21 protein-coding genes are annotated in these 21,538 nt (G+C 69.2%); 7 read left to right on the top strand and 14 right to left on the bottom strand.

The genetic code is table 11. From position 1 onward, the window contains the following. Both B3E43_RS05680 and lgt read right to left on the bottom strand, forming a co-directional pair. The gene (locus B3E43_RS05680; RefSeq protein WP_292027406.1) at nucleotides 1-1,074 is read right to left on the bottom strand and encodes a class I SAM-dependent methyltransferase; all 1,074 of its coding nucleotides are present in this window, start codon (nucleotides 1,072-1,074) and stop codon (nucleotides 1-3) included. Nucleotides 1,075-1,078: 4 nt separating this feature from the next. Beyond that, a complete protein-coding gene (gene lgt, locus B3E43_RS05675) occupies nucleotides 1,079-1,981 on the bottom strand; it encodes a prolipoprotein diacylglyceryl transferase (RefSeq protein WP_292027405.1) in 903 nt (300 codons plus the stop codon). Nucleotides 1,982-2,168: 187 nt separating this feature from the next. Between lgt and B3E43_RS05670 the strand changes: the two genes are divergently transcribed. The 3 genes from B3E43_RS05670 (at nucleotide 2,169) to B3E43_RS05660 (ending at nucleotide 3,841) form a co-directional block, all read left to right on the top strand. After that, nucleotides 2,169-2,468 carry an accessory factor UbiK family protein gene (locus B3E43_RS05670; RefSeq protein WP_292027404.1) on the top strand — a complete coding sequence of 100 codons (300 nt, stop codon included), beginning with the start codon at nucleotides 2,169-2,171 and terminating at the stop codon, nucleotides 2,466-2,468. A gap of 64 nt (nucleotides 2,469-2,532) precedes the next feature. Further along, a complete protein-coding gene (locus B3E43_RS05665) occupies nucleotides 2,533-3,036 on the top strand; it encodes a YbjN domain-containing protein (RefSeq protein WP_292027403.1) in 504 nt (167 codons plus the stop codon). 4 nt (nucleotides 3,037-3,040) lie between these two features. Then, nucleotides 3,041-3,841 carry a pyrroline-5-carboxylate reductase family protein gene (locus B3E43_RS05660; protein ID WP_292027402.1) on the top strand — a complete coding sequence of 267 codons (801 nt, stop codon included), beginning with the start codon at nucleotides 3,041-3,043 and terminating at the stop codon, nucleotides 3,839-3,841. Here the strand turns inward: B3E43_RS05660 and B3E43_RS05655 are convergent. The 3 genes from B3E43_RS05655 to B3E43_RS05645 all read right to left on the bottom strand — a co-directional run bounded on the left by B3E43_RS05655 (nucleotide 3,838) and on the right by B3E43_RS05645 (nucleotide 6,495). Continuing rightward, nucleotides 3,838-4,332, bottom strand: a complete 495-nt coding sequence (locus tag B3E43_RS05655) for a hypothetical protein (RefSeq protein ID WP_292027401.1) — start codon at nucleotides 4,330-4,332, stop codon at nucleotides 3,838-3,840. The genes B3E43_RS05660 and B3E43_RS05655 overlap by 4 nt on opposite strands. An 80-nt stretch (nucleotides 4,333-4,412) precedes the next feature. Beyond that, nucleotides 4,413-5,756 carry an ATP-binding protein gene (locus tag B3E43_RS05650; protein WP_292027400.1) on the bottom strand — a complete coding sequence of 448 codons (1,344 nt, stop codon included), beginning with the start codon at nucleotides 5,754-5,756 and terminating at the stop codon, nucleotides 4,413-4,415. 7 nt (nucleotides 5,757-5,763) lie between these two features. Further along, nucleotides 5,764-6,495, bottom strand: a complete 732-nt coding sequence (locus B3E43_RS05645; protein ID WP_292027399.1) for a response regulator — start codon at nucleotides 6,493-6,495, stop codon at nucleotides 5,764-5,766. A gap of 88 nt (nucleotides 6,496-6,583) precedes the next feature. Here B3E43_RS05645 and B3E43_RS05640 point away from each other — a divergent pair, with 88 nt between their 5' ends. Next, nucleotides 6,584-7,462 (top strand): branched-chain amino acid aminotransferase, encoded by an 879-nt coding sequence (locus B3E43_RS05640; protein WP_292027398.1) that lies wholly within the window; start codon nucleotides 6,584-6,586, stop codon nucleotides 7,460-7,462. Here B3E43_RS05640 and B3E43_RS05635 read toward each other — a convergent pair. After that, complete coding sequence (locus tag B3E43_RS05635) at nucleotides 7,459-8,439, bottom strand: DUF4349 domain-containing protein (RefSeq protein WP_292027397.1); 981 nt, start codon at nucleotides 8,437-8,439, stop codon at nucleotides 7,459-7,461. The two genes, B3E43_RS05640 and B3E43_RS05635, sit on opposite strands and share 4 nt — an antisense overlap. Before the next feature lie 160 nt (nucleotides 8,440-8,599). Here B3E43_RS05635 and B3E43_RS05630 point away from each other — a divergent pair, with 160 nt between their 5' ends. Then, nucleotides 8,600-9,871, top strand: coding sequence for a NupC/NupG family nucleoside CNT transporter (locus tag B3E43_RS05630; RefSeq protein ID WP_292027396.1), 1,272 nt, complete (start codon nucleotides 8,600-8,602; stop codon nucleotides 9,869-9,871). Nucleotides 9,872-9,887: 16 nt separating this feature from the next. Beyond that, nucleotides 9,888-10,508 carry a glutathione S-transferase family protein gene (locus tag B3E43_RS05625; protein WP_292027395.1) on the top strand — a complete coding sequence of 207 codons (621 nt, stop codon included), beginning with the start codon at nucleotides 9,888-9,890 and terminating at the stop codon, nucleotides 10,506-10,508. Between the two features lie 8 nt (nucleotides 10,509-10,516). On the opposite strand, the gene B3E43_RS05620 is transcribed toward B3E43_RS05625, so the two are convergent. The 8 genes from B3E43_RS05620 to rnr all read right to left on the bottom strand — a co-directional run bounded on the left by B3E43_RS05620 (nucleotide 10,517) and on the right by rnr (nucleotide 19,916). Next, nucleotides 10,517-11,677, bottom strand: coding sequence for an ATP-dependent carboxylate-amine ligase (locus B3E43_RS05620; protein WP_292027394.1), 1,161 nt, complete (start codon nucleotides 11,675-11,677; stop codon nucleotides 10,517-10,519). Further along, nucleotides 11,670-12,857: a cell division protein FtsA gene (locus tag B3E43_RS05615; protein ID WP_292027393.1), complete on the bottom strand. Its 1,188-nt coding sequence runs from the start codon at nucleotides 12,855-12,857 to the stop codon at nucleotides 11,670-11,672. The genes B3E43_RS05620 and B3E43_RS05615 overlap by 8 nt, the downstream gene beginning before the upstream one ends. A gap of 52 nt (nucleotides 12,858-12,909) precedes the next feature. Continuing rightward, entirely contained in the window at nucleotides 12,910-13,752 is an 843-nt protein-coding gene (locus tag B3E43_RS05610) for an MBL fold metallo-hydrolase (protein WP_292027392.1), read from the bottom strand. After that, complete coding sequence (locus B3E43_RS05605) at nucleotides 13,749-14,738, bottom strand: NAD-dependent epimerase/dehydratase family protein (RefSeq protein WP_292027391.1); 990 nt, start codon at nucleotides 14,736-14,738, stop codon at nucleotides 13,749-13,751. Before B3E43_RS05605 ends, B3E43_RS05610 begins: the two co-directional genes overlap by 4 nt. Next, nucleotides 14,735-15,730, bottom strand: a complete 996-nt coding sequence (locus tag B3E43_RS05600) for a 3-oxoacyl-[acyl-carrier-protein] synthase III C-terminal domain-containing protein (RefSeq protein ID WP_292027390.1) — start codon at nucleotides 15,728-15,730, stop codon at nucleotides 14,735-14,737. Before B3E43_RS05600 ends, B3E43_RS05605 begins: the two co-directional genes overlap by 4 nt. Before the next feature lie 48 nt (nucleotides 15,731-15,778). Further along, entirely contained in the window at nucleotides 15,779-16,486 is a 708-nt protein-coding gene (locus tag B3E43_RS05595; RefSeq protein WP_292027389.1) for an NUDIX hydrolase, read from the bottom strand. Between the two features lie 48 nt (nucleotides 16,487-16,534). Next, entirely contained in the window at nucleotides 16,535-17,530 is a 996-nt protein-coding gene (locus B3E43_RS05590; RefSeq protein ID WP_292027388.1) for a DUF4424 domain-containing protein, read from the bottom strand. A 61-nt stretch (nucleotides 17,531-17,591) separates the two neighbouring features. Next, entirely contained in the window at nucleotides 17,592-19,916 is a 2,325-nt protein-coding gene (gene rnr, locus B3E43_RS05585) for a ribonuclease R (RefSeq protein ID WP_292027387.1), read from the bottom strand. Nucleotides 19,917-20,028: 112 nt separating this feature from the next. Here rnr and B3E43_RS05580 point away from each other — a divergent pair, with 112 nt between their 5' ends. Further along, the gene (locus tag B3E43_RS05580; RefSeq protein WP_292027386.1) at nucleotides 20,029-21,432 is read left to right on the top strand and encodes a pyridoxal-phosphate dependent enzyme; all 1,404 of its coding nucleotides are present in this window, start codon (nucleotides 20,029-20,031) and stop codon (nucleotides 21,430-21,432) included. Nucleotides 21,433-21,538: the final 106 nt, after the last annotated feature.

Here is a 21,538-nt window from a genome sequence, read left to right as displayed (position 1 = left end):
TCAGTCCTCGAAACCCGGAACCACCAGTGAGCGCGGCGAGAAGATCGCGCAGGCCTTGAACAGGGTTCCCATCTGGTCGGCGGCGGTCAGCCGGGCCAGCTGGCGGTCGATGATCGGGGCGGCGTCCGGGCGGCCGGCCTTCAAGCGATCTGCCCGGGCCTCGATGCCCAGCAGGTTCAGGAACTCGCCCTGACCGAGAGTCCCGGTGACGTCGGCCCCGGCGTGGATCGCCGCCTCGAGCACCGAGGGGAAGTCCGCCCACTGGGTCAGGTCCACCTCGCCGGGGCTCTCCAGCGGATCGACCTTCTGATGGCGGCGCAGGCCCTGGAGGGTGTCGCCAGCCTCCCGACGGGCGCGACCGTAGTCGATCAGCAGGGCGGCACCGCCCGCTTCGTGGATCAGGGCTCCGACGTCGCGGCCAAAGGCGGCCTGCTGGTCCGAGATCTCGACCGTCTGGCCGGGCTCGACCGGGAACTCCGGCCGCTTGAAGCCTCCGGTGATCTTGACCAGACCGAAGGTCAGTTCGCCGTCGTCAGTCACGCCCACGCGCCGCTCGGCCCAGCCGTCTTCGGTCTTCACGAACTGGCGGGCGGGCAGGCAGTCCAGCACCTCATTGGCGATCAGGATCACCGGGGCGTCGGTCTCGATCCGGTCCAGCGATGCGACCCAGCGGGGGTGGATGTCGCTGTCGGCCAGCATCCGGGCCTGGGCCTCGCGCAACGGCGGGCTGGGTTCGATCAGGATCAGGTCCACTGCGCGCAGGAATTCGGGGTCCAGCCGGGCGGCGCGCAGGGCGTCGGCCATCAGCGTCCCGTCGCCGGGCCCGACCTCGACCAGCCGCACCCGTTCGGGCGCGCCCAGCCGCCGCCACAGCTCGACCGCCCACAGGCCGATCAACTCGCCGAACATCTGGCTGATCATCGGGGCGGTGATGAAGTCCCCGGCGGCGCCGATGGCCGGGCGGGTGGCGTAATAGCCGCCCTCCGGGTCATGCAGGCACCGCGTGACATAGTCGGCCACCGTCATCGGCCCGGTCAGGACGATCTCGCGCGCCAGACGCTCCTTCAGCGACATGGCGTCAGGCGGCGACCGGCGGCCGGCTCCAGGCGCGCCAGATCAGCCAGGCCCCGATGATCATCATCGGAATCGACAGGATCATGCCCATCGTCAGACCGAGCGGCAGGCTCTCGAGGCCGGCATCCGGCTGGCGGAAATTCTCGAGCGTGGCCCGCGCCAGTCCGTAGCCGAACAGGAAGATACCGGTGATGTAGCCGGGCTTGGCCAGCAGCCGCCATTTGTAGACCGCGAGCCAGAGGATGCCGAACAGGGCGAGGCCCTCGAGGCCGGCCTCATAGAGCTGGCTGGGGTGGCGAACGATGTCTCCGGGTCCGACGATGGAGCCGTCGCCGGCCATGTACTGGCACGTCTGACCATACATTTCGCGGATACGGTCGCTACAGAAGTTGACGCCCCAGGGCGCGGTCGTCTCGCGGCCCCACAGTTCGCCGTTGATGAAATTTGCCATGCGACCGAAGAACAGGCCGATCGGCGCCGCGGGGGCGATCAGGTCGCCGAGGCTGAGCAGGCGGATCTTGTTCCTTGAGGCGAACAGGATGATCGCCAGCGAGACGCCGATCAGACCGCCGTGGAAGGACATGCCGCCGTCCCAGAGGCGCAGCACGGCAAGGCGTTCGCCCAGACCGTCGCCCGTGAATATCTGGGCGTAGAGCTGCGGCTGGTAGAACAGGGCGTAGCCGAGACGGCCGCCGAGGATGATGCCGAGGGTGATCCACAGGATCAGGTCGTCGAGCTGGATGGTGGTGACCGGCGCCTTGCCGGGCTGCCAGAGCGCGTTGTCCTTGGCCAGACGGGCAGCGTACCACCAGCCGACGACGATGCCCGCGACATAGGCCAGGGCGTACCAGCGAATATCCAGCGGGCCGATGCTGAACAGGACCGGGTCGAACTCGGGAAATTGCACGGGCGCTCCTGCGGAAGGGTCTTCGTCTGCGGTTTAGCAAGCGCGGCCGGTCGCGTCCCTGAAATTTCCGCAACACAGGCGCGCGCCGCCCCAATCACGCCATCGGTCGCATCGACAGCAAGGTTTCGTTCACCATATCGGGTGAACCTTCCTTAACGACGCTCGCCTGTGCGGGCCGGAGAGTTCCATGCAGACCCGCAACCCCCTTCTCGACGAGTTCGCCAAGCTGACGACGGGGGCCATGGGCCTGGCCCAGGCAGCGGGCGAGGAGGCGAAGACGGCCTTCCGTGCCGGCACTGATCGCATGGCCGCCGACCTCGATCTGGTCCGCCGCGACGAATTCGACGCCCTGAAGGCCGAAATCGCCGCCCTGAGGGCCGAGGTCGCGGCGCTGAAGTCGCCGGAGAAGTCGCCTGCAAAGACGGCAAAGAAGCCTGCCACGGGAACGTCCACAGCGGGTTCTCCCCCTCAGGACGCAGCCGGTTGAGCCGAATCTGCGAACCCGCCTACCGTCCGATGACAGGGCGTGAGTCGCGCCCGGAGAGTGCCTGATGGACATTGTACGGCCCGAAGAAGTCGATGTTCCCTACGATCCTCTGGATGTCGTGGAGCACGTCCTGGTGGCCGAAAACCTGCCGTTCGACCGCACCGACGAGGGCGATCTGGCCTTTGCGCTGGCAGGCGACTGGAAGGACTACGAGTTGTGGTTCGCCTGGCGGCCCGAGGGCGACTGTCTGCAACTGTGCTGTGCGCTGGACCTGCAGGCGTCCAAGGCCCGCCGGGCCGCCGCCTATGAACTGGTCGGCCTGATCAACCAGCGTACCTGGATGGGCCATTTCGAGGTCTGGGCCGACGACGGCGAGATCGTCTTCCGCCATTCGCTGGCCTTGCCGATGGGCGAGCGCCCGACGCTGGCCCAGGCGGCCTCGATGATCGACGCGGCGGTCGAGGCGGCGGACCGCTACTACCCCGCCTTCGACTTCATGATCCGCGGCAACAAGAAGCCGCAGGAGGCGATCGACTCCTGCCTGTTCGAGACCGTCGGCACGGCCTGAGGCCATGAATGCTCCTTCGACAGCCGGTACCGTCGCCCTGGTGGGATGCGGACGGCTGGGTTCGGCCAGCCTTGAAGGCTGGCTGAAGACCGGGGCCGTCGCGGCGCACGACCTGATCATCCTGAGCCCGTCGGACAAGCCTGCCGCCGAGGCGGCGCGGGCGCAGGGCGCGCGGGTCAATCCGCCGGTGGCCGTCTTGAGCGAGGCCCGGACGCTGGTGCTGGCGGTCAAGCCGGCGAAATGGCGTGAGGCCTTGAGCCCGCTGGTCGAGGCTCTGAACCCCGAGGCCGTGATCGTGTCGGTGATGGCAGGCGTGGCGGCAGCGGATATCGGCGCCCTGTCCGGCCGCCCGGTGGCGCGGGTCATGCCGACCACGGCGGTGGCGCAGGGTCGCGGTGTCGCGGCTCTCTGGTCGGATGACCCTGCCGCCCGCGAGACGGCGCGAGGGCTATTCGAGGCTATGGCCGAGGTCGTGGACCTGACCGACGAAGCCCACATCGATGTCGCCACCGCCACGGCCGGTTCGGCGCCGGCCTTCATCTACGCCTTCGTTCAGGCGCTGGCGCAGGCAGGGGAAGCCGAGGGTTTGTCAGCCGACGCCGCGACGCGGCTGGCGCGCGGAGCCCTGCGATCGGCGGGAGCTGGCGTCGGGACCGGCGAAGCTCTGGAGGCCCTGATCGCCCGCATCGCCTCGCCCGGAGGCACGACGCGGGCGGGGCTGGACGCCATGGCGGCAAGCGGCGACCTCGACCGGGCGGCGAGCGCCGCGGTCAGGGCCGCCGTGCAGCGGGCGCGAAGCTTCTAGCGCGTGACGTAACGGCCGTCGGCGATGTTCACGGCCAGCCGGCGATAGGCCCGGTCCGCGTCCGCCCAGGTGTTGATGCCGCGCACATCCGCCAGGCTGCTGGAATACCAGTCGTACTGGACCGGCAGGGTGCGGCCGTCGGCCGTGGTGATCTGGTCCTCGATGGTCGCGCCGCCGGTTGAGATGCTGCGGTGCCCGTCCAGTCCGGGACGGTCGGCCAGTTGCTGGAAGGTGGGTCGGTTGGGACGCAGGTCGGTCAGGACGAGTTCGATCCGGGCGCCGTCGAGATCGCCATCACGGGCGAGAGCGCGTCCGACCAGATCGGCCAGCCGGTCGGCCTGTTCCTGAACCTCGCGCGGACCCAGATCCGCAGCCTTGTCCTGCAGGTCGGGACCGAGGCTGACGCTGATCAAGGCGGGTTCGGCCATGGCCGGCGCGGCGCTGAAGGCCAGGACGGCGGCGAGTGGTGCGAAGGCGGCGAGTTTACGCATGATGTCCTCCAAATGGCCCTGTCGGATTCGAAGGTGTGCCCTGCGGCGACGCTTCGCCAGAGGGCCGGTACATAATTTGATCAGCCAGGCAGCCGGATCAGGGCTCGCAACCCGCCCATGTCGCTGCGCCCGAGCGTGATGTCCCCCCCGTGTCCGCGGGCGACATCACGCGCGATGGCGAGGCCGAGGCCCACGCCCTTGCGGTTCTGATTGCGTGAGGCGTCGAGGCGGGAGAAGGGCCGGAAGGCCTCTTCGTGCATGTCCTCGGGAATGCCGGGGCCGTCGTCCTCGATCGACACCTCAAGCCCGCCGGAGGGCAGGGGACGGGCGCTGAGCCGGACGTGCTCGCCATGGGCCGCGGCGTTGCCGGCCAGATTGGTCAGGGCGCGTTTGAAGGCGAGCGGGCGCAAGGTTGCGGTCAGGTCAGTGGGGGCGTCCACCTCGACCTCGGCTCCAGCCCGGCGGACATCCTCGGCCGTGGCCGAGAGCAAGTCGGCGATCGACACCGCCTGCGCCGCCTCTCCGGCCTCACCCCGGGCGAAGGCGAGGTATTCGTCGATCATATGCTCCATCTCGTCGAGGTCGCCCTGCATCGCCTTGGAGCGTTTGAACGGCGGCGCCAGCGCCAGTTCGAGCCGCAGCCGTGTCAGGGGCGTGCGCAGGTCGTGGCTGACCGAGGCCAGCAGGGCGGTGCGCTGGTCGATGTGACGCTGGATCCGCTCGCGCATGGCCAGGAAGGCGTTGGCGGCGGCGCGAACCTCGCGCGCGCCGTGCGGCTTGAACCGTTCGTCGGTCTCACCCCGGCCGAAGGCCTCGGCGGCGTCGGCCAGCCGCTCTATTGCGCGGACCTGATTGCGGATGAACAGGATGGCGACGCTCATCAGCAGGACGGTGGCGATGGTCAGCCACAGGACAAAAATGTGGGCCTGGGTGGCCACGGCGCGCTCGCGCGGGGCGATGATGCGCAGCACGCCTTCGGGCTGCTGCACCCGGATGTCGACATAGGCGGGATACCGGGTGGTCGAGAACCAGAACGGCTGATCGAGCCGGGTGGTGAGCGCCTTCTCGAGTGTGCGATCGACAACGCCGATGGGGCCGCGGTCCTGCTCTGCGGGCAGGACGTCGCCCTCGCGCAGGTCGACCGAGAGCGACATGGATCGTTCGGCCCGGTCGGCGAGGACGGCGAGGTTTTCCGGCGTCGGGTCGTCGCGCCAGCTCTCGGCGGCCCAGGCGATATCGCCGGCCAGACCGTCGGACAGACGGGCGGTCACCGTCTGCCAGTGCATGTCGAAAAAGGCCCAGGTGACCGCGACCTGCATCACCAGCACCGGCAGGACGATGATCAGCAGCGACCGCCCCCACAGCGAGGTCGGCATCCGCCGCTTCAGGAACCGCGGCCAGAGGCTGGCGGGAAGCAGCCTCATCGCGTCATCAGTCCGGGGCCAGCATATAGCCGACGCCGCGCACGGTCTGGAGGTAGCGCGGATTCTTGGGATCCGCCTCCAGCTTGCGGCGCAGGCGGGTGACCTGCACGTCCACGGCCCGGCCGGTGATGTCGGCGGTGTCGGGCGACAGGCTCATTCGCTCGACGGCCGAATGGGCGTGAATGGCCAGGGTCTTGAGCAACTGCGCCTCGGCCTCGGTCAGGCGCTGCATCTTGCCGTCGCGTGTGAGTTCCAGCCGCTCCATGTCGAACATCGCCGGACCCAGTTTGATCTCGCGGGGGGTCAGGGGCTTGCCGCCGGTGCGGCGCAGGATGGCGTCGACGCGCAGGGCCAGTTCGCGCGGGTCGAACGGCTTGGACATATAGTCGTCGGCGCCGCGCGACAGGCCTTCGATCCGGTCGTCAGGATCGCCGCGCGCGGTCAGCAGCAGGACGGGGGTCTTTGACGTCTCGGCCTTGGACCGGACCCAGGTGGTCAGGTCGAAACCGCTCTCGCCCGGCATCATGACGTCCAGCACCACCAGATCGAATTCAATCAGCTCCATCAACCGCTTGGCGGCGGCGGCGTGGGCGGCGCCGGTGACGCGATAGCCTTCGCGGGCGAGGAATTCCTTCAGCAGTTCGCGGATGCGGTCGTCGTCATCCACCACCAGCAGATGCCGGCCGGCGCCCGCGCCGGCGACGGGGCCCGAACGGCCGTGGGAGCGGACGTCGCTCATGCGTAAGCGACCCGACCGTGCGTCCAGGCGTTGACCTGAGCGATTCCGGCGGCTCTAACCCGGTGATCAGCGCGGGAGACGTTATTCAATGGCCTTCGTTCCTATCGACGATCGTGACGGTTGGATCTGGATGGACGGCGATTTTGTGCCTTGGCGGGAAGCCCGCGTGCACGTTTTGACCCACGCCCTCCACTACGCGTCTTCGGTTTTTGAAGGCGAGCGAATGTACAATGGCCAGATCTTCAAATTGACGGAGCATACGAACCGCTTGTTCCGTTCGGCCGAGGTGCTCGACTTCCAGATTCCGTTCACGGTGGCGCAGATCAACGACGCCTGCAAGGAAACCTGCGCCAGAAACGGCCTGACCGAGGCCTATGTCCGCCCTCTCGCCTGGCGCGGCTCGGAACAGGTCAGCGTCCCGGCCCAGAACACGACCGTGCATGTGGCCATCGCCGCCTGGGATTGGCCGAGCTATTTCGACCCGGAAACCAAGCGCAAGGGCATCCGCCTTTGCTGGGCGCCCTACAAGCGGCCCTCGCCGGAAACCGCGCCGACCGAGGCCAAGGCGGCGGGCCTGTACATGATCGGCACCATCAATCGTCACTACGCCGACGCGCGCGGCTATGCCGACGCCATGCTGCTGGACTGGCGGGGCTATGTCGCAGAGGCGACCGGCGCCAATGTCTTCTTCGTGCAGGATGGCCGGGTGATCACCCCGCCCGCCGACGGGGCGATCCTGAATGGAATCACCCGCCAGACCGTGCTGGAGATGCTGGCGGCGCGCGGCCTTGAGGTCGAGGTGCGACACATCCTGCCCGAAGAGCTGGCCGGGTTCAGCGAATGCTTCCTGTGCGGCACGGCGGCCGAGATCACCCCGGTGAGCGAGATCGGCGACGATCGCTTCACTCCGGGCGACCTCAGCCTCAGCCTGATGGACGACTACAGCCGGCTGGTGCGCGGCGGCTAGACTTCGCCGCCGCCCGCTTCGGCCTCTCGCGCCCGTTTCGCCGCCAGCCGCTCGGCGCGGATTCGCCGCCTCCAGCGAAGGCCCAGCCAGGCCAAAGGCACCACCACGATCAGCAGCGGCAAGACACCGGCCAGGAACAGAATCAGGGCTCCGACCACGCCCATGAAGACAGCCAGGGCGTTGTCGAGGGCGTCGGTCACCGGCCTGAAGGCGCTGTCGGGCGCCAGCTGGCCCTGGGCGGTGTAGGTGATGATCAGGCGTGAGGTCGCTACGCGGGTGCGCATGACCTCAAGCGTCGAGCGGCTCGCGTCCAGTTCGCCCTGCACCCGCGCCAGTTCGCGTTCGGTCGCCAGCAGTTGCTCCAGCGGACCGCTGCGGGTTGCAAGAAGCTGTTGCAGCCGGTCGCGCAGCGTTGTCAGCGCGCGGAGCCGGGCCTCGGTGTCGACGAGGGCGCGGGTCAGGTCTTCGCTGTCCGTCGCGGCCATGGCCACGCGGCCGCCCGCCGCCTCGGCGTCCCCGGCCAGACGCGCCCGGAAGGCCGTCAGGAAGGCCGGAGTGGCCCGGATTTCCAGCTGCGCCGTGAGCTCGTCGCGTCCGTAGCGGCTGGATTCGGAACCGATGACCTGACAGGTGGCGGGACCGGCGGCGACACAGGCCTGCTCGTGCCGGCCCATCAGCGCGGGCGCGCGATCAACGGGCAACTCCAGCCCGTAGCGGTAGACATAGGCGATGCTGGCCGCCTGAACGGCCGCTGGCGGCGGCGGCGCCCCTGACGGCGCGGTCGTCGATGCGGCGGGCGGCGCGGCGCGCATGACCGCCGGAGCCGCCGCATCAGCCGCGGCAGCGGCCTCGCCCGGTGCGATAAGCTCCATGTTGACGGAGTCGTCGCTGTAGGTGACGTCTTCGCGCGCCGGACTGCAGCCCGCGACCGCTGCGGTCAGAGCCAGGCCGGCGATAGTCATCCGCGTCGTGCGCATTTCGGGTCTCCCGCTCCGTGCCGATCACGGTTGCGTGAGTGGGCGCGCCCTTCGCGGCGGAACCTTGACCACAACACAGCCAAACGGCGTCTTGCCAGACGTCCGCGCGTGGCGTTCAACGGGACGGGGCCGGCGGGGGAGCCGGCGGGGAACGACGTCCATGTTCAGTCTGCTGAACCTTCAGAGCCTGCTCGGGCTGACCGTGATCGTGGCGGCCTGCTGGGGCCTGTCCGAGAACCGCAGGGCCTTTCCCTGGCGGCTCACGCTGGGGGCGGTCGCGGTCCAGGCCGGTCTGGTGGCGTTGCTGTTCGGCATTCCGGGATCCGAGGTCGTCCTGACCGCCATTACGGGCGCGGTGGACGGCCTGACCCGCGCCTCGGCGGTGGGCGCCCAGTTCGTGTTCGGCTATCTGGCCGGCGGCGATCAGCCCTATTCGGTCGAGAACCCGCCCGCCCTGTTCACCTTCGCCTTCAACGTCCTGCCGATGATCCTGGTGATCTCGGCCCTGTCGGCCCTGCTCTGGCACTGGAAGATCCTGAAGTGGATCACCCACGGCTTCGGCATCCTGTTCCAGCGGACCATGGGCCTGGGCGGCGCCTCGGCCCTGGCGGTGGCGGCCAATATCTTTCTCGGCATGGTCGAGAGCCCGATCGTCATCCGCGCCTATCTGGACAGGCTGACCCGGTCGGAACTGTTCCTGATGATGGTGGTCGGACTGGCCACGGTCGCCGGCTCGACCATGGTGGCCTATGCCGCCATCCTGGCCCCGGTGATGACCAATGCCGCCGGCCATGTGCTGGTCGCCTCGATTGTCTCGGCCCCGGCCGGCGTGCTGCTGGCCCGCATCATGATCCCGGAGACCGCCGGCGAGGGCGGAGCCGCCGCGGACTACGGTTCGGCGCTGAAGTACGACAGCGCCATCGACGCCATCGTCAAGGGAACGGCCGACGGCCTGATGGTGGTGCTGAACATCTCGGCGGTATTGATCGTCTTCGTCGCCCTGATGGCCCTGATCAACGTCATGCTGGGCGGCTTCTGGCTGTTCGACGGCCCGGTGACGATCGAGCGCCTGCTGGGCTGGGTCTTCATGCCGGTCGCCTGGCTGTCCGGGGTCGAATGGGCCGAGGCGGGCAAGGCCGGCTGGCTGCTGGGGGTCAAGCTGACCCAGACCGAGTTCAGGGCCTTCATCGAGCTGGGCAATGTCCCGGGGGGCGAGATGAGCGAGCGGACGCGGATGCTGATGACCTACGCCCTGTGCGGCTTCGCCAATATCGGCTCGGTCGGCATTACCGTGACGGGCCTCAGCGTCCTGATGCCCGAACGCCGGGAGGAGGTGCTGGGCATGGTCTGGAAGGCCCTGTTCGCCGGCTTCCTTGCCACGCTGATGGCGGCCGCCATTGTGGGCGCCATGCCCGCCGCTATGTTCCGCTGATGCCGGAGACCGACTGATGAAGCTCTATACCTCCCACCGCGCGCCCAATCCGCGCCGGGTCCGCTGGGTCATGGCCGAGAAGGGCATCGAGGACGTCGAGGTGATCGAGGTCGATATCCTGACCGGCGAGCACAAGACCCCCGAATACCGCACCCGTGTGGGCGTGCCGCACGTGCCGGCGCTGGAGCTCGACGACGGGACCACGATCTCGGAATCGGTCGCCATCTGCCGCTATCTGGAGGCGCTGTATCCCGAGCCCAACCTGTTCGGACGCGATGCGCGCGAACAGGCGGTGATCGAGATGTGGACCCGCCGGTGTGAATTCTACCTGGCCAATCCGATCATGCTGAGCGTGCGCCACTCTCACCCGGCGCTGGCCGCGCTGGAGGCAGTGCAGGTTCCGCAGCTGGCCGAGTACAATCGCGTCGCCGCCGAGAAATTCATGAAGACCTTGGACCGCCGGCTGGCGGACCATGAATTCCTCGCCGCCGATCGCTTCACCATCGCCGACATCGTCGGCGTGGTCGGTCTGGATTTCGCGCGGCTGATCAAATACCGGCCGCCGGAAGAGCTGACCCATCTGGCGCGGTGGCTGGCGGACTGCCGGGCGCGTCCGGCGGCGGCCGCGGGCGCATAGGGGTCGGTCTAGTCGCGATCGAACGGCCGGCCGTTCCACTCGATGTCCACGGTCATGGCCTCGGTGAGGGGGAGGCCTGATCTGAGCGCGCGCAGGCCGAAGGCGGCGGCGTCGGCGAGCGCGCCGAATACCGGCAGACGGTCGCCGGGAGCGCCCACGGCGTCTGACCCTTGCTGTCGATGCGCGCGCCAGGCTGCAAGCCGTCCGTCCCGCAGGGCGATGGGCAGGCCGTGTAGCCAGAGGGCCGTGGAAAGTTGGCGGGCACCGGCGGCCGGTCCGGCCTGACCCCGGGCCATGAGAGCCTGACCGAAGGTGGCGCTGCGCCCGAACAGATGGACGCCGCTGGTCGCCCGCGGATTGCACTCGATCAGCCAGGGCTGTCTGTCAGCGTCGATGATGGCGTCACAGGCGATCTGGCCGGTCCCGGCAAAGGCGGCCAGGGCGTCGGCCATGGGCCGCAGCCGCGCCGTCTGGTCCGCTGACAGGGGGCGGAACACGTAGCTGGCCCCGCCGGGCAGTCGCCAGTCGGAACCGTAGGCGCAGAAGGCGGCGACACGACCCTCATGGCAGACGGCGTAGAAGCTGACCTCCTCGCCCACGATCCGGCGCTGGGCCACCCAGGGCGCATCGGGCGACGGCGCGAGGGCGGCGAGTTCCGAAGGGTCGGGTGCGATCAGGGTACGGGCGCCGAAGCGCGACCAGACCGGTTTGAACACATGGTCCGCCGCCTCGCCCGGGAAGGCCTCCAGCGCCGCCCGATCGGTGACCATTGTGGTGTCGGGGACCGGCAGGGAGAGGCTGCGGCCCAGTGCGGCGAACCGGTCCTTGGCATGCAGGTTCGCCAGCCGGTCCGGCGGTGGGGCGAACACCCGGTCGGAAAAGCCGTCAGCCTCCGCCAGGGCGGCGAGGTGGAACACCTCTTCGCAGGTGGGGATGATGCGCACGGGATCGAGCCGGTCGATCAGGCCGCGGATGTCGCTGGCGAAATCGGCAGGCTGCGCCACCGGCGAGGCATGGCGATGCACCGGACCGGCTGTACAGGACAGGCGGGCTACCCAGGCCGGGCTGCAGTCGGCCAGATGCGGCTCATAGCCGGCGGCGCGCAGGCTGCGGGCGATGTCCAGCGCCGCCACGGACCGGGCGCCGGTGATCAGGACCCGCTCAGCCATCGGACCAGCGCACCCGCCGCCGTTTGATGTCGTCCTGCTTCGGCTGGCCGCCAGCGGTGGCCGGCGCCTCCACGCCGTGCGCCGCCAGCAGGGTCGCCACGGCCGATCGGGCGACTTCGACCCGATCCGGATCGGCCTCGACCGTGACCCCGCCCGGCGTGGCGACCGCACGCCAGTCCTGCTCCGGGCCGAGGGCGGCGCTGGCGGCAGCCTCGACCTCCCGCGGGCAGATCACGGCGCCGGGCCAGCGCCACAGATCGTCCAGCCGGCCCTCAACGGAATGGACGGCCGTCAGCGGCGAGCCACAGGGGCAGGGCGCCGCCAGCGGCTCCAGCAGGTCGGGCAGGCGGATGCGGATCATCGGCTGGGTGGTGCGGCGCAGGTCGGTGACGATCGGCAGGAAGCGATTGGTCCCCGGCACGGGTTCGCGCTCGATGATCAGGACGTCCTCGTTGAGGTGCAGGGCTCCGAGGGGGCAGGCGGCGCCGAGGAAACCTTCGGTGGCCTGATAGATGGGGTCGGGGCGGGCGCCGAGGGCCGTCGTGATCCAGCCCCTCTCGGCCTCGCCCATCGGCTCGGCGCCGTAGAAGAGGCGGTGCAGGGGCCATGGCTTGTCGGTGCGGCGGGCGAGGTCGGCCAGCACCTGGGTCGGGGCGATCAGCACATCGGGGGCGAAGGCGCGCAACCGCTCGAACCGCTCGGGCGCCGGAACATCGAGTCCGACAAACAGGAACCGGATCGGGCCCGCCCTCTCCACATCACCATACAGCCGGTTGTCGGCGCGCAGGCACAGGGCGATCCGCGTGGGGCGCAGCAGGGTGTCGGCGGGCAGCAGGCGGGCGAGGATATGGCCGACCCAGCCGGCGCGCTCGGCGGCGCTGGTCACGAACAGCCCGGGCCGTCCCGATGAGCCTGAAGAAAAGCCGGCGACGATCCCCGGTCGGACCTCGCCTGATCCGCCGGTCTCTCCGGCCAGAGCGGCGGCCTCGGTCTCAGATCGTGTCAGGCCGAGCGTGTTCCAGTCATCGAAGCCGTCGCGCAGGGCCTCGGGCCGTACGACGGGGTAGTCCGCCAGCGGGCGACCCGCGAGGGCGCTCACCGCGGGCGTGCAGGCGACCACGGGGCCCATGGCCCTCCACAGCCGGCCCTGCCGCCGCGCGACATCGGCCGCAGTGCGCAAGCTCGAGCCGCTCCATCGGGCCCCGAGCCAGGCCCGCAGGACCGCGAGCCGGTCAGTCTGCACGGCCGGTCTCGATCTCAACCTCGCCGCAGTGGGACGGCGTGACAACGAGCTCGGCGTTGCGGGTCCACAGCCGGTGCAGGGCGTTGAGGGTCTCGCGGTAGGGTACGGTCTGGCCGAGCAGGGCGGTGGTCAGGCGGGGCGGCGGGACGTCGTCGCGGACGGCGCCGCTGGACCAGGCTGCGTCCGCGATCAGAAAGCGGGTCCGATCGTCGGTCTGCCGGACGAGAAGGCCCCAGTGGCCGGGGCAGTGGCCGGGCAGTTGCACCGCCAGCAGGGAGCCGTCGCCGAGCAGGTCGGCGCCGGTCTCGAACGGGGCCATGTCCGGGCCGAGCGCGACCTGCGGCCGATCCTCGAAGAAGGCCGCGCGGGCGTCGATGTCGGCGGGGGCGAGGGCGGCCAGGACCCCGCGGCGGACGCGGGAGACGCGGCCTGCGCGTCTGACCTCAGCCAGCCCGGCACGGGCGCAGAAGATGCGGGCCTTGGAGAAGCGGGTCAGGCCGGCGATGTGGTCGCCGTGGAAGTGGGAGACGACGACGGCGTGGATTTCGTCGGGCGAATGGCCGAAGGCCGGCAACTGGTCGGCGACGGCCTGTCCCGGTTCAAGGCTGACCGGCGTTGTCCAGCGGTAGAGGCGTTCCGGAAAGGGCTCGGTGGCGGCGAAGAAGGCGGGGTCGTAGCCGGTGTCGAACAGGATCGGTCCTTCGTCCGGATGGACGATCAGGGCCGCGAGCGCGGGGAAGACGGCCGGCGTCAGGCCCGCGTCGCGGCGGGTCATCACGGCGGGATGCGAACAGCCGCCGGCGCGCAGGATGTGGACGCGGCAGCGCTTCATGACGCCGCCAGCCGCGGCGCGACCGCCAGCGCCGTCTCGACCGCGTCGTGGGCGGGTTCGTAGCTCAGCAGGCGGCGGGCCTTGCCGAGGTCGAACGTCTGCGACCATGCCAGGGTGGACAGGGTGTAGGGCGTCAGCACCGGCTCGGGTTGTCCCGGGAGGATACGGCACAGGGCGTCTGCCCCCACCGACAGCACCTGTCCGAGGGCGAGCGGCACAGGGATGATGCGAACCTCGACATCGAGCGCCCGCGCGAGCCGATCGATGAGATCGCGGACGGGCAGGGCCTGCCCGCCGGTGATGTTGATCGCCTGCCCGCCGGCCGCCTCTCGGTGGAGGTCGGCCAGCCGGATCGCGCGCGCCGCGTCCCGCACATCGGTCATCTCGACCAGGGCCCGTCCGTCGCGGAACAGGGGGAACCGCCCGCGTTTCACCAGCCGCAGGATGCGCGGCAGCAGGACCGCGTCGTCGGGTCCGATGATGGCGCGGGGGCGGATGGCGACGGTGCGGAACCCCGGCGCATCGGCGGCGAGGACCAGCCGCTCGGCCTCGCCCTTGGTGCGGGAATAGGCGTTCAGGGGGCGGTCGGGCCACGACGTGTCTTCGGTCAGACCGGATTGATCGGCCCAGCGGGCGTAGACCGAGGGGGAGGAGACGAAGACGAACGACCCGACGCCGGAGCGCTCAGCAGCGTCCAGCAGGTCGCGGGTCAGATCGACGTTGGCGCGCTGGAAGTCGGCATCGGGCCCCCAGGGGCTGGACAGGGCGGCGGCGTGGAAGACGACGTCGATGCCCCTGCACAGGGCGTCCGGGCCGAGTTCGAACAGGTCGCCCGCAATGGCTTCGGCGCCCATGTCGCGGAGGCGTTTGATGGCGACCGGACTGCGTCCGGCGGCACGCACCGTGTAGCCGTCGTCCAGCAAGGCCTGCGTCAGGGTCAGGCCGAGGCCCCCGGTCGCGCCGGTAACGAGCGCGCGCCGGCTCACGTGCGCAGCACCATGGCCGCGAGGCTGATGCCCGCCGCCGTGCCCAGAAGCAATACGGTCTTGCCGGGGCCCAGCCGCCCCGTCGCGTGCGCCTCGACCAGCACCGTGGGCAGGGAGGCGGCGATCTGGTTTCCCCGCGTGCCGAAGATGTCGATGACCCGGTCCGGATCGCCGCCCATGAGCCGGCGGGCGTGTTCGATGGCGGGCCGGCTGGCCTGGTGGCCGACGATGACATCGACGCTCTCGCGGGTCAGGCCGGCCTCGCCCAGCACGCGGTCGATCAGGGCGGGCAGGGTTTTCGACGCGGCCTTGAAGATGCCGAACGGATCCATCCGGAAGCGGGCGCCGTCAGAGAAGGCTGCGAGTCCGTCGTCCAGTCGAACGCGCGTTCCGCCAGAGCGGATCGAGGCCAGGTCCTTGCCCGCGCCATAGGTTTCGAAACTGCGGGCCAGCAGGCCGGGGCCGTCGGGGTCGTCGCCGGCCTTGACACACACGGCCGCCGCGCCGTCGCCGAAGATGGCGGTGGAGGCGGGCGTGTCCCAGTCCAGTCCGCACGAGGCGATATCGCTGGACACGATCAGGGCGCGGCGGAACCGTCCCGTGGCGAAGCCCATGGCCGCGACGTCCAGCGCCGCGACGAAGGACAGGCAGGTCTGGTTGACGTCAAAGGCCCAGATGCCCGACTGGCCGAGGCCCAAAGCATCCTGGATCAGCACCGACGTGCCCGGAATCGGTTGTTCCATGACCCCGCAGGCGCCGATCAGCACATCAAGGTCGCCCGGCTCCCAGCCCGCCATCGCCAGGGCGCGTCTTGCGGCCTCTGCCCCCATCATCGAAGTGGTTTCGTCCGGGGCCGCCACACCGCGGGAGACGATGCCGAACCGGGCTTCGGTCCAGCCCGGCGGTTGGGCGAAGACGGCGTCCAGCGCCTGCGACGACCGGGTTTCACGCGGGGCATACGCCCCAAGGCCGGCCAGGATCATTGGCGTCATGGCATCAGGTTAGCCCTGCCGCTGGACGCCGTCCATGCGGCTGCGACCTCAGTCCTGATGCTCGATCACGTGCCGGCCGCGCACCATCCTGACGTAGGGCAGGGGCCGGTCCGGATGAGCGAGGCGCTCGCCGACCTCGCCGAGGACGAACCGGGTGATGGCCGGCAGGTCCAGCGATCGGGTGTCGGCCAGCGATAGCCAGGCGATCTCGTCCAGCTCGCCCGAGCCGGCGGTCGGCTCGGGATGCAGCAGGGCGCGGGCGTCGGCCATGAAGAAGCGGGCGTCGAACCGGCGAGTCCGTCCCGGCGGGGTGATGGCGCGGGCGACATAGGACAGGGCGGCGAGGTCGGGCAGGGCGCCGACGGCCCGGAACTCCCGCCACGAACCCGCGACGCAGGCGGCGGGCGCGGGCTCCGCAAGCAACAGCCCTGTCTCCTCGAAGGTCTCACGCACGGCGGCGAGGGCCATGGCCCGGGCGCGGCGGGCCGGAACCTCCCGGGTCAGGCGGGCGGTGTCCGCCGCAGGCAGGTCATTGGCCGAGGCGGCGTTGAAATCCGAGCGCTCGATCCGTCCGCCGGGGAACACCCATTTGGCGGCCATGAAGACGTGGCCGGGCGCGCGGCGGCCCATCAACACCTCAGCCTGGCCCTTGCGGACGCGGGTCAGGATCAGGGTGGCGGCGTCCTTCGGCGTCTGGCGGCCGCCGACGCGCGGGGCATCGGTCAGGTCTCGGGTTGAGTCGAAGGGCGTGGTCATCGCGGGGCCATAGCACGCTCGCCGGCCGGCGGACGACTGGCCAAAAGATCAGTCCTCGATCCGCGTTCCGGTCAGTATCAGGACAGACAGGTCGCTGGTCGGCGTGTAGTTGCGCCGCCGGATCTCGAACCGGGTCGGGCTGATCTTGCGCACGCCTTCGCCGCAGAAGCTGACCAGATTGCGCGACGAACCCTTGTCCACGACCAGCCGGAACTCACCGATCGGCTCGGCCCAGTTGGCGCCGGTGGTCAGGATGTAGTCGACCCAGGTTTCGGACAGATAAAGCCCGCGCGCCCGCATCCGGCGAGCGCCGGCCTGGAAGGCGTCGTCGACGCAGTAACGTTCAATGTCCTCCCGGGCGTATTCGCCGTCCCCCATGTCCGGATCGCCGAAAATGCTTCCGGCCGAGCCGCCGACGGCGGGGGCGTACCGATGGCGAACGTCGAGCTCGCGTCCGGTCGGGAAGACCTGGGTCCAGTAGTGTGTCGTCTTGAGCGTCCACAGGGGCGTCAGCTCGAGGATGCGGACGCCCCGGTCCATCCAGGAGCGGTCCTCGACCAGACCCATCTCGATCAGCATGTCGATTTGCGGCTGGGGCAAGGCCGCCAGGGCCCGCATCGTCGCCTCGCCCCGGGGCGTGAGCGGCACGCCGAGGCCACGCATCAGATCGGAGTGATCGACCCCGTTCAGCATGGCCTTCTGCTCGACATTGGTCGCGACGCGGCGGCCGTTCACCGTCGTGGTGAAGGGCATCCTGAGCGGGTCCTCTATTGCGACATCGCTCTCGATGCCGCCCTGCAGATCGGGCATGGGGAAGGCGACGATCGTCGAGATGTCGCGGTCGGTGCGGTTGAAGAACCGGTAGGCGACACGGATTTCGGCCGCCGAGACATAGAGATCCTCGGACCGCATCTCGATGCCGTCGGTGCGCTCCAGAACGAGGCCGCCCGCGCCCATCGAGGCGACGCTGTCGTTGGCCGCCGCCGGCGCGGCGAGCAGGATGGCGGCCAGTAAGGCGGCGATGCCCCGGTTCAATCTGATCATCTGGTCCTCCCGTGGCGAGACTACCGGAATGCTTGCGGCGAAGTCGTGACGATTTCTGTCGTCAGCGCCGCTTGCCCTTGCGGACGCCCTTCAGTCCCCCCGAAGGTCGCCCACCCTTGGGCGGCTTGGGTCCGCCGGGACGGCTGCCGCCACGCTTGGGGAAGCCGTCGCCGCCGGGGCCGCGGCCACGGTGGCCCAGCCGGGGCGCGGGGGCGTTGGGATCGCGCGGGGCGGGGTCGGAGAGCATCTCGAAGACCAGACCACCGGTGATCGGCGTGGCCTCCTTCAGCCGTACCTCGACGTTCCGGCCCAGCGTCCAGCGCGCGCCGGTGCGCTCGCCGACGAGGGCGTGGGACTTGTCGTCGTGGGCGAAATACTCGGTCCCGAGGGTCGAGACCGGCACCAGGCCGTCGGCCCCCGTTTCGTCCAGCCGGATGAACAGGCCGAAGCGGGTGACGCCGGTGATGCGGCCGGGGAAGGTCGCGCCGACCCGCTCCTGCAGGAAGGCGGCCATGTAGCGGTCCATGGCGGCGCGTTCGGCGGCCATGGAGCGGCGCTCGGTCATGGTCACCTGTTCGGCGATGGCCGGCAGTTCAGCGATCTCGCGGTCGGTCAGCCCGTCCTTGCCGAGGCCCAGCGCCCGGATCAGTCCGCGGTGGACGATCAGGTCGGAATAGCGCCGGATCGGCGAGGTGAAGTGGGCGTAGCGGTCGAGGTTGAGGCCGAAATGGCCGACGTTCTCGGCCGAATAGATGGCCTGCATCTGGCTGCGCAGGACAACCTCGTTGACGACCTCGGCGTGGTCGCCGCCGCGGGTCTCGTCCAGCAGTTTGTTGAACCGTTTGGTCGTGGCCGGTTCGCCCTTGGTCCACGGCTTGCCGATGGTCTGCAGGAAGTCGCCCAGGTTGAACAGCTTCTCCTGACTGGGGGCGTCGTGGACGCGGTAGAGCAGGGGCGTCTTCTTCTGCTCCAGCGTCTCGGCGGCGCAGACGTTGGCCTGGATCATCATCTCCTCGATCAGCCGGTGTGCCTCAAGGCTGACGCGCGGCTCGATCGAGATGATCTGGCCCTGATCGTTCATGCGGATGCGCCGTTCGGGGCTTTCGATCGCCAGAGGACTGCGCTTCAGCCGGCCTTTCAGCATGGTCCGGTAGGCGGCCCACAGCGGCTCGAGGATGGCCGCCATGATCGGGCCGGTCGCATCATCCGTCTGGCCGTCGATGGCCGACTGGGCCTGATCGTAGCTGAGCTTGGCGTGCGAACGCATCAGGCCACGCATGAATTTGTGGCCTGTTTTCCGGCCGTCCTTGTCGAAGACCATGCGCACGGCCATGCAGGCGCGGTTCTCGCCTTCCTTGAGGCTGCACAGGCCGTTGGACAGGCGCTCGGGCAGCATCGGCTCGACGCGGTCGGGGAAGTAGGTGGAATTGCCCTTGTCGCGCGCCTCGCGGTCCAGATTGGTGTTGGGGCGGACGTAGGCGGCGACGTCGGCGATGGCGACCCAGACGATCCAGCCGTCCGCGTTCTTCGGGTCCTCGTCGCGCATCGCATAGACGGCGTCGTCGTGGTCGCGGGCGTCGGCGGGGTCGATCGTGATCAAAGGCAGGTCGCGCAGGTCCTCGCGGCCCTTCAGCGATGGCAGTTCCTGATCTTCCGCTTCTTTTTCGACGAGTTCGGAGAAGCCCATCGGGACGTTGTGGGCGGCGATGGCGATCAGGGAGGCGGCGCGGGCGTCGCCCTCGTGGCCGATCTTCTCGAGGATCTTGCCGCGTTTGGGCCCATAGCGCTGGTCGCCCCTTTCGATGGCGGCCAGCACGAGGTCGCCGTCGCGCAGGCCCTCGGCCTGGGCGTGGGGGACCAGCAGGACGTCCTTCGACTTGCGGTCGACGGGCTCGACCCTGACCTCCTTGTTGGACCTGCGGATGACGCCCAGCACCTTGTTGGCGCCGGCGTCCAGCTTCTTGATCAGCCGGGCTTCCCAGCCGTCTTCGGTGCGGGCAAATTTGACCAGGACGCGGTCGCCCATGCCGGGGGCGGGGCCGGTCTTGCCGCCGTTGTCGGGAATCAGCAGGGCGCGCGGGGCGTCGGCCGAGGCCTCGACAAGACGGACATAGAGTTCGCCGTCGAGATCGCGCTCGACCACATCGGCCACGCCGACCGGGGGCAGGGCGCCGACTTCGGAGAAGCCCTTGCGGCCGCGCTTGCCCAGTTTGCCGGCCTCTTCGAGGGCGCGGATCATTTCGCGCAGGGCGCGACGCTCGCCGCCCTTGAGGCCGAAATGGCGGGCGATATCGGTTTTCTCGGCTGATCCGGCTTCGCGGAGGAAGGCGATCAGCGTGGCTTCGTCGGGGAGGCCGGCGGGCGGCCGGCTGGATGATTTTGTCATTTGGAATCCTTGATACCGTGCTTCGGCGCTCTTCGAGAGGCGAAATCTTGCGCGGCTTGTGATGAGGAGGGCGCGCGCCTAGCTTCCGGCGCTGAACCTCTGGAGTGATTGAATGTCGTTGGCCGCCAAGCCTGTCCTGTCCGGTCCGACCGGCTCGTTGCTGGACCTGATCGGCCAGACGCCGATGGTTGAGGTGACGAAGATCGACACCGGCCCGTGCCGTCTGTTCCTGAAGCTGGAGGCGCAGAACCCGGGCGGGTCGATCAAGGACCGGATCGCCCTGTCGATGATCGCGGCGGCCGAGGCGGAGGGGTTTCTGAAGCCCGGCGGGACCATCGTCGAGGCGACGGCCGGCAATACGGGTCTGGCGCTGACGCTGGTGGGCCAAGCCAAGGGATATAAGGTGCTTCTGGTCATCCCTGACAAGATGTCCAAGGAAAAAATCCAGCATTTGAGGGCGATGGGCGCCGATGTTCGCCTGACCCGTTCGGACGTGCCGCATGGGCATCCCGAATACTACACCGACATGGCCGAACGGCTGGCGCAGCAGATCCCCGGCGGATTCTACGTCAACCAGTTCGCCAACGACGCCAACTCCTTGGCCCATTTCAAGACCACGGGGCCGGAGATCTGGGAACAGATGGACGGCGACATCGACGCCTTCGTCGCCGGCATCGGGTCGGGCGGCACCATCACCGGCATCGCCCGCTATCTGAAGAGCGTCGGGTCGGACGCGAAGATCATCCTCGCTGATCCGGTGGGCTCGACCCTGGCCGGGATCGTCAACGAGGGCGTGCCGGGGCCGGAGGGCAGCTATACGGTCGAGGGCATCGGCCAGAATTTCGTGCCCGACACGGCGGACATGAATCTGATCGACAAGGCCTATTCCATCCCCGACGCCGAGGCCATCGCCACCGTCCGGGAGCTGCTGCTGAAGGAAGGCGTGCTCGCGGGATCGTCATCCGGAACCCTGATCGCCAGCGCCCTGCGCTGGTGCCGCGAGCAGACGGAGCCAAAGCGGGTCGTCACCTTCGTCTGCGATACGGGCGCGAAATACCTGTCCAAGGTCTACAATGACGCATGGCTGGCCGACCAGGGACTGGGCGGTCAGCCGATGCACGGCGATCTGTCGGACCTGATCAGCCGCAAATACCAGAACGGCGACGTGGTCGTCGCCGGCCCGGAAGACACGCTGGATACGGCCTTCAAGCGCATGCGCGGCGCCGATGTGTCCCAACTGCCGATCATCCAGGATGGCCGGCTGGTCGGCATTCTGGACGAGAGCGATCTGGTTCATGTGATGAACACCGACGAGATCACCCGCAAGGAAAGGTTCGCCCGTCCGGTCGCCTCGGCCATGACCCGCGACCTCGATACGGTGCAGGTCGGCGAGAGTCTGGACGCCCTGATCCCCCTGTTTGACCGCGATCGGGTGGCGATCGTGCTGGACGGAGAGCAGTTTGTGGGCCTGATTACGCGCACGGACCTGATCAACCACCTGAGCCTGAACCGCTAGGCTGCGATCTCGGGCGGTGGGCTTTGTGGCGAACCAGCGGTGGAAATGAGGCGAGTTGACTGGACGGCGGCGAAAATGTGGTCCTGACTGGACACCATACCCATGA

Source organism: Brevundimonas sp. UBA2416 (genome assembly GCF_002343105.1).
Taxonomy (GTDB): domain Bacteria; phylum Pseudomonadota; class Alphaproteobacteria; order Caulobacterales; family Caulobacteraceae; genus Brevundimonas.
This window is presented reverse-complemented; position numbering and strand designations above follow the sequence as displayed.